Annotated in this window: 12 protein-coding genes; 6 read left to right on the forward strand and 6 right to left on the reverse strand. The window is 63.8% G+C overall.

What is annotated here, in order from left to right; genetic code table 11:
* Positions 1-180 precede the first annotated feature (180 nt).
* The 3 genes from EOB36_RS20190 to mntR all read right to left on the reverse strand — a co-directional run bounded on the left by EOB36_RS20190 (position 181) and on the right by mntR (position 2,197).
* Entirely contained in the window at positions 181-1,122 is a 942-nt protein-coding gene (locus EOB36_RS20190; RefSeq protein ID WP_095488928.1) for a neutral zinc metallopeptidase, read from the reverse strand.
* Positions 1,123-1,457: 335 nt separating this feature from the next.
* Positions 1,458-1,646: a hypothetical protein gene (locus tag EOB36_RS20195; protein ID WP_095488927.1), complete on the reverse strand. Its 189-nt coding sequence runs from the start codon at positions 1,644-1,646 to the stop codon at positions 1,458-1,460.
* A gap of 95 nt (positions 1,647-1,741) precedes the next feature.
* On the reverse strand, positions 1,742-2,197 hold the full coding sequence (mntR, locus tag EOB36_RS20200) for a manganese-binding transcriptional regulator MntR (protein WP_164897566.1): 456 nt from the start codon (positions 2,195-2,197) through the stop codon (positions 1,742-1,744).
* Positions 2,198-2,443: 246 nt separating this feature from the next.
* On the opposite strand from mntR, the gene EOB36_RS20205 reads away from it, so the two are divergent.
* The 3 genes from EOB36_RS20205 (at position 2,444) to EOB36_RS20215 (ending at position 5,463) form a co-directional block, all read left to right on the forward strand.
* Positions 2,444-3,811, forward strand: a complete 1,368-nt coding sequence (locus EOB36_RS20205; RefSeq protein WP_095488926.1) for an Nramp family divalent metal transporter — start codon at positions 2,444-2,446, stop codon at positions 3,809-3,811.
* 60 nt (positions 3,812-3,871) lie between these two features.
* Positions 3,872-4,702, forward strand: a complete 831-nt coding sequence (locus EOB36_RS20210) for a protein-L-isoaspartate O-methyltransferase (RefSeq protein WP_128285541.1) — start codon at positions 3,872-3,874, stop codon at positions 4,700-4,702.
* 107 nt (positions 4,703-4,809) lie between these two features.
* Positions 4,810-5,463, forward strand: coding sequence for a dihydrofolate reductase family protein (locus EOB36_RS20215; RefSeq protein WP_095488924.1), 654 nt, complete (start codon positions 4,810-4,812; stop codon positions 5,461-5,463).
* 67 nt (positions 5,464-5,530) lie between these two features.
* On the opposite strand, the gene EOB36_RS20220 is transcribed toward EOB36_RS20215, so the two are convergent.
* On the reverse strand, positions 5,531-6,400 hold the full coding sequence (locus EOB36_RS20220; protein ID WP_128285543.1) for a LysR substrate-binding domain-containing protein: 870 nt from the start codon (positions 6,398-6,400) through the stop codon (positions 5,531-5,533).
* A gap of 98 nt (positions 6,401-6,498) precedes the next feature.
* Between EOB36_RS20220 and EOB36_RS20225 the strand changes: the two genes are divergently transcribed.
* Positions 6,499-7,098, forward strand: coding sequence for a LysE family translocator (locus EOB36_RS20225; protein ID WP_095488923.1), 600 nt, complete (start codon positions 6,499-6,501; stop codon positions 7,096-7,098).
* Between the two features lie 76 nt (positions 7,099-7,174).
* Here EOB36_RS20225 and EOB36_RS20230 read toward each other — a convergent pair whose 3' ends face one another.
* Entirely contained in the window at positions 7,175-7,969 is a 795-nt protein-coding gene (locus EOB36_RS20230) for an SDR family oxidoreductase (protein WP_095489227.1), read from the reverse strand.
* A 218-nt stretch (positions 7,970-8,187) separates the two neighbouring features.
* Here EOB36_RS20230 and EOB36_RS20235 point away from each other — a divergent pair, with 218 nt between their 5' ends.
* Positions 8,188-8,646 carry a MarR family winged helix-turn-helix transcriptional regulator gene (locus tag EOB36_RS20235; RefSeq protein ID WP_095488922.1) on the forward strand — a complete coding sequence of 153 codons (459 nt, stop codon included), beginning with the start codon at positions 8,188-8,190 and terminating at the stop codon, positions 8,644-8,646.
* 28 nt (positions 8,647-8,674) lie between these two features.
* Here EOB36_RS20235 and EOB36_RS20240 read toward each other — a convergent pair whose 3' ends face one another.
* Entirely contained in the window at positions 8,675-9,853 is a 1,179-nt protein-coding gene (locus EOB36_RS20240) for an MFS transporter (protein ID WP_095488921.1), read from the reverse strand.
* Between the two features lie 194 nt (positions 9,854-10,047).
* Between EOB36_RS20240 and EOB36_RS20245 the strand changes: the two genes are divergently transcribed.
* Positions 10,048-10,404: a helix-turn-helix transcriptional regulator gene (locus EOB36_RS20245; RefSeq protein ID WP_095488920.1), complete on the forward strand. Its 357-nt coding sequence runs from the start codon at positions 10,048-10,050 to the stop codon at positions 10,402-10,404.
* Positions 10,405-10,484 lie beyond the last annotated feature (80 nt).

Below are 10,484 nucleotides of genomic sequence, written 5' to 3' on the forward strand. Positions count from 1 at the left end.
CTGGCGCCGCCTCGGAGCGAAGGCGAAAGAACTCGTTATAGGCGAGTCAGCCACGCAGAACAATAAGGGAACGCGCCAGGGATTTTGATCCTGACATCAACTGTCGACATGAGTGCGGCCACGTCCTGCAGCGCCGCCCGCCGCTTCAACGGTCACTTCAACAGGAAAGCCCGAATGCCCTCAGATGGGGGTGTTGAACGTATCGCAATCCGAGAGCTTGCCGCTCCTGTAGCCGCGCGCCAGCCAGGTCTGCCGCTGCTGCGACGTACCATGGTTGAAGCTTTCCGGAATGACGTAGCCCTGCATCTTCTTCTGCATCGTGTCGTCGCCGATCTGCTGGGCGGCGTTCAGCGCCTCTTCCATATCACCCTGTTCCAGGATGCCTTTTTGCCCGGTGAAATGCGCCCAGACGCCGGCGAAGCAGTCGGCCTGGAGCTCGACCTGCACCGACATGTGGTTGGATTCGGCCTCGCCCATCTGCTGGCGCATCTGGTTGAACTTGGGCAGGATGCCGGTGAGGTTCTGCACATGATGGCCGACCTCATGCGCGATCACATAGGCCTGGGCGAAATCGCCCGAGGCGCCGAATTGCTGGTCGAGCTGCTGAAAGAAGGTGGTGTCGAGATAGACCTTGCGGTCGCCGGGACAGTAGAAAGGTCCGGCCGCAGACGAGGCGGAGCCGCAGGCCGAGCGGATTTGTCCGCTGAACAGAACCAGCTTCGGATCTTCGTAGGTCAGGCCGTTGGCCTGGAAAATGCCGCTCCAGGTATCCTCGGTCTCGGCCAGCACGGTCGAGACGAACTGCTTCATCTCGTCGGAGGCCGGCGCACCGGTGCCACCGCCCTGCTCGCCGCTATTGTCGGTGATCTGGCCGCCGCCGCCCGGCGCCAGGCCGCCATCGCCGCCGGCCAGGATCTGCAGCGGATCGATGCCGAAGGCCTTCAGTCCGAAGTAGAGGACCACGAGAATGACGATGGTCGACAGCGACATTCCGCCGCCAGAGCGGCCGCCGACCGGGATGCGGAACCGGCCGGGGCCGCCGCCCGGCAGGTTGAACCCGCCGCCGCTCTGACCACGTTGGTCCTGGACATTGTCACTTTGACGACGACCCTTCCAGAGCATGGCAAATCCTCGTGGTGCAAATTTCCGGTCGATCGGGGCCGTGTCTCGGCTCGATCGGACTGATAACAATTATCCCAACGGCTGAGGCAAGTCACAGAATTTTTCGCATGAAAGGCACGAGCGCTGCAACGTTACAGCCGCCTTCCGTTTTCCCCTTTTTTGCCGACATCCCTCGCTGTGCGAGGGACCAGGCGGCGTCGTGCTCGTGGACGAAGTTCCGCTCGCACTGTCGCCATGCTGCTCGCCAACCTTGAGTGAGTTACACCACCGTCCATTTGGCGCCCGGTTCCACGCTGCGGACACTCTGTCAGCGCCTTTCTGGCTCTTGGCTACGCTCAGATCTTCTGCTTGGCGCCAGCGCTCTTGCCGTCCGAGCTTTTCGAGCGCTCCTCGAAGCGGGCCGCACTCTTTTTGAGCGGGCGACCGGTATCCGCTTCCGTCTTGCGCTCGTCCTTCGCCGCAGCTTGCTTCAATCCCTTGGCAGCTTGCTTGCCCTTCGGTGTCGGTGCCTGTTCAACGCCCATCGTATCCTCCTCGGCCTCGCGCCATCGCGTGGCACGATCTCAAACGCAGCGGCAACGCGGCGGTTCCGGCAGGACTGTCGACAATGGCTGTAGACTTAGCGTGTCGCCGTCATCGCCTTGCGAAACGCTTCAAGCGTCTCGGCGCTGACATGGTGCTCGATGCCCTCGGCATCGATGCGCGCCGTCTCGGCGCTGACCCCGAGCGAGCGCAGGAAGGCTTCCACCGTCTGGTGGCGAATGCGGCTCTCCTCCGCGACCTTGCGGCCGGCATCGGTCAGGAACACGCCCCGGTAGGGTTTCCTCGAGACGAGCCCGTCCGCGCACAGTCGCGTCAGCATCTTGGCGACGGTCGGCTGGGCGACGCCGAGCCGCGCCGCGATGTCGACCTGGCGCGCCTCGTTGCCGTCCTCAATCAGGTCGGCGATGAGCTCGACATAATCCTCGACCAGCGCGCTGCGGCGCGCTTCACGCGTCTGCCTAAATCCCTCCGAGTGAATTTCGGCGTCAGGCAGCGGCTTTTCGCGTGGAACCGGTCTGTTCTTCAGCGCCAATACGCGCTCCTCCTCGTCTGTCAGCGAATGGGCCGGCATTTGCACATTCATAGCACGGGCTTCCATTCTTCTGGCCGTTTATTTGCATTCGACGGCAGGCGCAACCAGCGTTTCCGATTCACCCGTGCGTCGCCAGCAGGGGCACTATTCAAAAGCACAAACAATAAAACATAGCATATTGCATAATGTTCAGCCCTGACATAGATAGAAACGGCAACTTAGACGATCCAGCGGAAAATCCCCCCAATGTCAGAAGCCGAAGCCGCAACAGCATCCCGAACCATGTGGCGATTTGCCCGGCCGGAAGACGACGAGCAGCCAAGCCTGCGCGAGGTCAATGCCTCGATCGCGGTGCCGCAGTCGGGCGTCTGGTTTCGCCGGCTGTTCGCCTTCATGGGGCCGGGCTACATGGTTTCGGTCGGCTACATGGACCCCGGCAACTGGGCGACCGACCTCGCCGGCGGCGCCCAGTTCGGCTACACGCTGCTCTTCATCATCATGTTGTCGAACCTCATGGCGATCCTGCTGCAGGCGCTCGCCGCCAGGCTCGGCATCGCCACCGGGCGTGACCTCGCCCAGGCCTGCCGTGCCTATTATCCGCGGCCGGTCAATTTCATGCTGTGGATCGCCTGCGAGCTGGCCATCATCGCCTGCGATCTGGCCGAAGTCATCGGCACGGCGATCGCTCTGCAGCTGCTGTTCGGCATTCCGCTGATCGGCGGCGCCGTCTTGACCGCCCTCGACGCTTTCCTCGTTCTGCTGCTGATGAACAGGGGCTTCCGTTACCTCGAAGCCTTCATCGTTGCGCTTTTGATCATCATCTTCGGTTGCTTCGCCATCCAGATATTTGCCGCCGCTCCCCCGGTCGGCTCGATCCTGCATTCCATGTTCGTGCCATCGTCGGAGATCGTCACCAACCCGGCGATGCTCTACATCGCCATCGGCATTATTGGCGCCACCGTGATGCCGCATAATCTCTATCTGCACTCCTCAATCGTGCAGACCCGCGCCTATGAGCGCACCGAAGCCGGCAAGCGCGATGCCATCAAATGGGCAACGATGGACTCGACCATCGCCTTGATATTGGCGCTGTTCGTCAACGCCTCCATCCTGATCGTCTCGGCGGTGGCTTTCCATGGCACCGGTCATCACGACGTCGCCGAAATCGGCCAGGCCTTCGAGCTTCTCTCGCCGCTGCTCGGCCTCGGCATCGCTTCGATCCTGTTTGCCGTGGCGCTGCTTGCCTCCGGCCTGAACTCCACGGTGACGGCGACGCTCGCCGGCCAGATCGTGATGGAGGGCTTCCTGCGCCTGCGCATCCCGCAATGGGCGCGCCGCCTGCTGACACGCGGCATCGCCATCGTCCCGGTGGTGGTCGTCACCGCGCTCTATGGCGAGAAGGGAACCGGCCAGCTCCTCGTCTTCAGTCAGGTGATCCTGTCGATGCAATTGCCCTTCGCGGTGATCCCACTCGTGCAGTTCGTGTCGGACAAAAAGAAGATGGGCAATCTCGCCATTCCGCGGGGCGTCGCCGCGCTTGCATGGGTGGTCGCCGCCCTCATCCTGGTGCTCAACTTCAAGCTGCTCTACGACACCGTGGCCGGCATTGGCTGAAAGTTTCTCTCAGCCAGGGCGGACGCGACAAATCGTCAATCCGCGCTATCTTGCCAAGCCATGACGCCGATTGCCGAAGCTCGAAAATTCTACGCGCGACTGATGGCTGCCAATGCAGGTTCGGCCGATCCGCGTCTCGAAGGCGTGTTCGCCGCGGTGGCGCGCGAAGTTTTTCTCGGGCCCGGGCCGTGGATGGTCGTCGCCGGCAACGGCAAGGTCGAAACGCCAACTGCCGATCCTGTTCACATCTATCAGAACGTGCTGGTAGCGCTTGACGCTGACAAGGGCATCAACAATGGCGAGCCGTTTCTGCACGCCATGTGGATCGGCAAGGTGGCGCCAAAACCCGGCGAGACCGTCACCCATGTCGGCGCAGGCACCGGCTATTACACAGCTCTGTTGGCACGGCTGGTTTCACCGGGCGGCGCAGTCACAGCGTTCGAGCTGGAATCCAGTCTCGCCGACCGCGCGAGAAAGAATCTCGAAGCTTATGACGAGGTGGCTGTCATCCATGGCGATGCGGTCATCAGCGGCCTGCCACCGTCCGACATCATCTATGTCAATGCCGGCGTCGCGGCACCTCCGGCCGAGTGGTTGAAGGCGCTGAAACCCGGCGGCCGCATGGTCTTTCCGTGGCGTCCGGCGGAGCGCGTTGGCCTCGCGGTGATGGTGACCCGCACGGATAAGGGTCTTGCCTGCGATCCGTTCATGCGGTCATGGTTCATCCCTTGCATCGGCGCCTCGCTCGCAAGTTCCGCGGCGAGAATCGACCGCGAAAGCGCGGCTCGCAGCCGTTCGATCTGGCTAACGAGCGAAGCGGCCCCGGACAGGACCGCCACTGCGATCATCGGAGACGTCTGGTTCTCGTCGCGGAGCATCGGGCCTTCGTGAACCGGAATGCCGGAAATTTTTCCGGCCCCTGTCGGACCGGCGTCCAATCGCGCGTCCTTTGGCCGAACTCGGCCTAAACGGCACGGAAAATGAAAAGGGAGAATCCAATGAGGAAGATCATCACTGCGACATTCGTCAGCCTCGACGGCGTCATGCAGGCGCCTGGCGGGCCGGAAGAAGACCCGGTCGGCGGCTTCGAATTCGGTGGCTGGACGTTCCATTACTGGGACGACGTCGGAGGCGCCTTTATTGGTGAGACCTTCGCAAAACCCTTCGCGCTGCTCCTCGGCCGCAAGACCTACGACATCTTCGCCGCGCATTGGCCGTACCAGAAGAGCGGTCCGATCGCCGACAGCTTCAACGCCGCCACCAAATATGTGGCAACGCACCGGCCCGATACGCTGTCGTGGCAAAACAGCCAGTGGCTCGGCGACGACGTCGTGGCCGCACTGCGCCAGCTCAAGCAGGAGGACGGCCCGGACCTGCTCATCCAGGGATCGAGCGAACTCATCCAGACCTTGCTCGCCAATGACTTGATCGACCAGATCGGCCTGCTGACCTTCCCGCTGGTGCTGGGCAAGGGTAAGCGGTTGTTCGGCAGCGGCGCAATTCCGGCGGCCTTCACGCTGAGCCGCTCACAGGTATCGACCACCGGCGTCATCATGGCGACCTATGAACGTGGCGGTGAGATCAAGACCGGGTCTTTCGCCCAGGAACAGCCGTCCGAAGCCGAGATCGAGAGACGCCGAACCTGGAAATAGACGACCGCGCACTGCGTTAACAACAAGGGGATGGCCGACATCGGCCGTCCCTTTGCCATTTTGCCGATCACGCCGCCTGTTGCCGCCGCGCCAGCCCGTCGCGGATGCACGCGGCAAACTCCCGCACCGCCGGCCCGACACCATGCTTCGGCAGATGCAAATTGATCGAGAAATTCGGCAAGGCCGGCAGCTCCGGATCGGCGGCCAGAATGTCGAGATCGCCCGGCACGGTGGAGGCCAGCCAGGTCGTGACGGCCAGGTCCGAACGCACAGTCGCCGTCGTCGCGTCGAGGTTGCCGTTCTCGAACACGGTCCGCCATTCCAGCCCATGCTCATTGAGCGCCGCCAGCACCGCCGGGCGGAAGGCGCAGGTGTCGGCCACCATCGAAACCGGCAAAGGCCGCTTGCGGCGGGCTATGCCGCCCCTCGCGCCGACCCAGACCAGCCGGTCGATGGCGAGACATTCGCCGGCGGACGGACCGACCGGTTCCTCGATCACGGCAAGGTCTATCGTGCCAGTCGCCAATGCCGCCGAAAGCTCTGGCGACGAGGCGCAGACCAGCGAAATCTCGACCTGCGGATAGGTCTCGGCATAGGTCTTCAGCACCGGCGCAAGCATGGTGCCGACAAGATCGTACGGCACGCCGAGCCGCACCTCACCAGCGACCGCGCTGGTCGCCATCTCGGCCCAGATCTCGTCGTTCAGGGAGAGCAGGCGCTTGCCCTTGCCGAACAGTCGTTCCCCGGAACGGGTCAGTCTCTGCCCGCGCCGGTCGCGCTCGAACAGGCTGCAGCCGAGAACCTCCTCCAGCCGCTTGATCTGCTGGCTGACGGCGCCCTGCGTCAGATGCAGCGCGTTCGCAGCCGCCGTCATGCTGGCCTTGTCGGCGACGGTGACGAAGGTCCTGACCAAGGCCGTGTCGAGATTGCGGATCATGGTTTGCATTATATTCTCTAATGCCAACCATAGCAAACATTGCATTTACTGATGCCTGACAATGCTTAGCATGCTGGATTCCCAACAGAGGAAACAGCATGTTTGAGGCCATCCTTCCGCTCGTCCTGTTTGCGCTGGTCTCGACCTCCACGCCCGGCATGGCCACGACCTTGTCGACAGCGTCGGGGGCGCAGTTCGGCTTTCGCCGCTCGGTTCCGCTGATGGCCGGAAGTGCTGCCGGCCTGGCCACGGTGGCCGCGGCAGGTGCGGCCGGGCTCGCCGGCCTGCTGGCGGCGGCTCCGTCCCTGCAGCTGGCGATGAAGATAGCCGGATCGCTCTATCTGATCTGGCTCGCCGTCAAGATCGGCCGCAGCGGTCCACCCAATCTGGACGTGACCATGGCAAAGCCGAACAGCTTTTTCGGTGGCGCCGGCCTGCAATGGATGAACCCCAAGGGCTGGGCGATGGGATTGGGGGCGGCGGCATCTTTTGCCGCACTCGCCAACGGACCGCTGCAGCTTGCCCTGCTACTCGGCGCGGTCTTTGGCCTGGCAGCCGCGCTGTCGCTGTCGGCGTGGTGCGTGGCGGGCACGCTGCTCGCCCGGTTGCTTAGAACCGAGCGGCAGTGGCGGGTGTTGAACATTGCGCTCGGCCTGCTGCTGGCCGCCTCGATCATCCCGATGTGGCGAACAGCCTAAACGCTTGAGTTCCTCGTCCCACCTGCGTGGGGCGAGGAACCCAAATTCTGCGGGGGCGCCAATCCCACCTCGGCCTTCAAGCCGCGTAGCGTGCCGCCGGTTTGTCAGCATGCAAGCTGCCGTAAAGGGCTTGCCGAGCGCCAAGGAAGATGTCCAGCTTGGCCGCATCGGCAAGCGCTGGTGCAGTGACGGCTTCACCCCTGGCAAGGCCGACAAGTGCTGCGTCCACCAGATCGTCGGCCGTCATGATGATCTCCTTCGGGAGGCTGTCGATATCGCTGCCCGCAAGTTCCCAGAACTCGGTTCGCGTGGCCCCTGGCAGCACCACCTGCGCCTTCACCCCGGTGCCGGTGACTTCGCGCTGCAAGGCTTCGGTGAAGTTGACGACATAGGCCTTGGTGCCGCTGTAGATACCGCCGAACGAGGTGTCGAAGGCCAGCACCGAGGCGATGTTGACGATGGCGCCGCGGTTGCGCGACAGCAGTCCCGGCAGGACCGCGCGCGTCAGCCGGGTCAGCGCCACGACATTGACCTTGATCATCCGCTCGGCCACGTCGGCGTCGGCCGTTGCCACGAGTTGCGCACCGCCAAGGCCGGCATTATTGACCAGTAGCGTCACGCTGTCGTCGGCCGATATCACCTGCTCGACGCGGCGCACATCGTTGTCGTCGGCAAGATCGGCGCTGATCACGCCGACCTTGCGGCCGTATTCGGCGCGCAGCTTGCCGGCCAGTTCCTCCAGCCGCTCGGCGCGCCGCGCCACCAGCACCAGATCATAGCCCTGCCCCGCCAACCGGTCCGCATAAACAGCGCCGATGCCCGACGAGGCGCCGGTGACAACCGCCGTGCCCTTGTTGTTCTGTCCACTCATTGTCCTGTTCCTTTTTTCGGTTGATTTGCTTCGCTTCGAACCGGTGCAGGCACGGTGGGCGATCGCCCTCGCCTTGCCGGCAAAGCCGTGCGATTCAATTAGTGGCATATGCCACTGTTTGCGAAGTAGGTATATGCCACTATCTTGTCAATGATTGACGCGGGGATTATTTGTGAGGCAGCTAACGGACATCATGTTGCCGTCGCCAAGGACCCATCATGTCGAAAGACACCCTTCCGGGCCTGACCCTTTGCAACAACGCCGTGCTGCGCCGCGCGACGCGCAAGCTTGGTCAGTTCTACGACGATGTGGTCGCCCCGTCGGGCCTGAAGGCCACTCAGCAAGGCCTGCTCTACCAGATCCATATCGGCGACGAACCGGCCATGGGCGCCATTGCCGCTGCCCTCGTTATGGACCTGTCGGCACTCGGCCATACGCTGAAGCCGCTGATCCGCGACGGTTATGTCGAGACCTTCACTGATCCGGATGACCGCCGTATCAAGCGCGTGCGGCTGACGCCGCAGGGCTCGGTCAAGCTCGATGAGGCCATGAAGCTGTGGCGCGTCGCCCAGCAGCGTTTTGAGGACATGGTCGGCAAGGAGCAGGCGGCAATGTTGCGCGCGGCGCTGGACGACATCGCCGCGCTGGATTTTGGTATACCGCCGGCAGCGCCCTGAGGTCTCGAACAGCGGCGGTAGCCAGAACTTATTCCGCCGGCATTGCCACCGCCCGGGCCGCCCGGTGGCCGGCCAGCATGACGCCAAGACCCAGGATCGGGAACGCTGCGGCGACCAGGCCGAGATCAGCCGGCGCGCCATAGCGCAGCACCGCGCCGCCGACGACGGCGCCCAGCGCCACGCCGAGATAGAGCGCCGAGCCGTTGAGCGACAGCACGATGGGCGCCGCGTCGGGCGCCAGCCTGATGATGCGGCTCGCCTGCGCCGGCGGGAAGGCCCAGCCGACGATGCCCCACGGCACCATCATGGCCATCAGCGCCGGCCCGGCGATGCTGTGCGGCAGGAATGTCGGGATGACCGAGAGCATGACCAGCATCACCGCGCTCAGCGCCAGCGACCAGCTGACGGTGCGCGTCGCGCCGAAGCGGTCGGCCGCCTGCCCGCCGGCAATATTGCCGATAACGGCGCCGACACCGAAGGCAAGCAGCATGCCGGGCAGCGCGATCGGGCTCAAGCCTCCGCCTTCGATGGCTAGCGGAGCGACAAAGGCAAAGACCGTGAAGGCACCGGTGAGCGCCAGCAGCGTGGTCAACAGGATCGATGGCACGCCGGGGCGAAGGGCTGCGGCCAGCCGTTGCCTGAGCGGCAGCTTGGTGCCGACGATGCCACGCGGCAGCCGGTACCACAGGATGGCGCCGGCCAGGGCGCCGAGCCCGGCGATGGCAAAGAACGTGCCGCGCCAGCCGGCAACCGTCGCGACAAGCGCGCCGAGCGGGGCGCCGACCGCCACCGCCACCGTGGTGCCGCCGACGACGACGGCAATGGCGCGGGCGCGGTGATGATCATCGACAAGCGCCACGGCCGTCCCTTGCGCCGTCGCCGCGAACAGGCCGGACGACAGCGCCATGACGATGCGGGCGATCAGCAGCAGTTCGAAGGAGGAACTCAGCGCCGCAGCCAGGTTGCCCAGCACGAAGAACACCAGCGTCCACAAGATAACGCGCCGCCGGTCCCATTCGCCGGTGAGCGTCGCCAGGATCGGTGTCCCAAGCGCATAGGCGAGCGCGAAGGCGGTGATCAGCGTCCCGGCGAGTGGAACGGAGATGGCGGCGTCGGCCGCGATGTCGGGCAACAGGCTTGAAATGACGAAGCCTTCGGTCGCGATCGTGAATGATCCGAGCGCAAGCCAGATGAGGCGCTTGTCCATAGCAACAATCCTTAGTTCAAAAGTTATTGAACAATTGAACATAACAGGGCATGATGTCAATGAGCTCTCGCATACTAATCGAAGCCTGCTGACAGCCCGATGTCAGGACAGGCATGAATGGCGTCAAAAACCGCCTACACCCGCTGAGGAGGAGACGCGTTGAAATCGGCCCCGATTGCGCTTAATTCCTGGGCATGACCCTACCCCATCCCACCGCCGACCAGATCAGTCTGCCGAACGTGCTTGCCGTGCTCGGCGATCCCACGCGGCTGGCCATCGTGCGGTATCTCGCCAGCAAAGAAGGCGTGCCGCTGAACTGCAGCCAATTCCTCGATCTCGGCTCGAAGACCAATCTGAGCTATCATTTGGCCAAGCTGCGGGAGGCCGGCGTTACCCGCGCCGAGGTGGTCGGCACCAGCCGGCTGATTACACTGCGCCGCGACGACCTCGATGCCCGCTTTCCGGGCCTGCTCGACAGCGTCATTGCGGCTACCGTCAACGATACGGCGCTGCCCGCGGTCGGCGCCCCCGAGATCGAAATCCGCGCCTGAGGCCGTTACTCGCCCCTGTGTAACAGGCAGGGCAATCGCATTTGGATTCTTGCGAAGATGGACCCCCACCCTAACCCTCC

Source organism: Mesorhizobium sp. M6A.T.Cr.TU.017.01.1.1, from assembly GCF_004023115.1.
GTDB lineage: Bacteria > Pseudomonadota > Alphaproteobacteria > Rhizobiales > Rhizobiaceae > Mesorhizobium > Mesorhizobium mediterraneum.

Bases quoted from the DNA above. Each gene is read 5' to 3' on its own strand.
- EOB36_RS20190 (WP_095488928.1), bottom strand. From the start codon at position 1,122: ATGCTCTGGAAGGGTCGTCGTCAAAGTGACAATGTCCAGGACCAACGT.
- EOB36_RS20195 (WP_095488927.1), bottom strand. From the start codon at position 1,646: ATGGGCGTTGAACAGGCACCGACACCGAAGGGCAAGCAAGCTGCCAAG.
- EOB36_RS20205 (WP_095488926.1), top strand. From the start codon at position 2,444: ATGTCAGAAGCCGAAGCCGCAACAGCATCCCGAACCATGTGGCGATTT.
- EOB36_RS20210 (WP_128285541.1), top strand. From the start codon at position 3,872: ATGACGCCGATTGCCGAAGCTCGAAAATTCTACGCGCGACTGATGGCT.
- EOB36_RS20215 (WP_095488924.1), top strand. From the start codon at position 4,810: ATGAGGAAGATCATCACTGCGACATTCGTCAGCCTCGACGGCGTCATG.
- EOB36_RS20220 (WP_128285543.1), bottom strand. From the start codon at position 6,400: ATGATCCGCAATCTCGACACGGCCTTGGTCAGGACCTTCGTCACCGTC.
- EOB36_RS20225 (WP_095488923.1), top strand. From the start codon at position 6,499: ATGTTTGAGGCCATCCTTCCGCTCGTCCTGTTTGCGCTGGTCTCGACC.
- EOB36_RS20230 (WP_095489227.1), bottom strand. From the start codon at position 7,969: ATGAGTGGACAGAACAACAAGGGCACGGCGGTTGTCACCGGCGCCTCG.
- EOB36_RS20235 (WP_095488922.1), top strand. From the start codon at position 8,188: ATGTCGAAAGACACCCTTCCGGGCCTGACCCTTTGCAACAACGCCGTG.
- EOB36_RS20240 (WP_095488921.1), bottom strand. From the start codon at position 9,853: ATGGACAAGCGCCTCATCTGGCTTGCGCTCGGATCATTCACGATCGCG.
- EOB36_RS20245 (WP_095488920.1), top strand. From the start codon at position 10,048: ATGACCCTACCCCATCCCACCGCCGACCAGATCAGTCTGCCGAACGTG.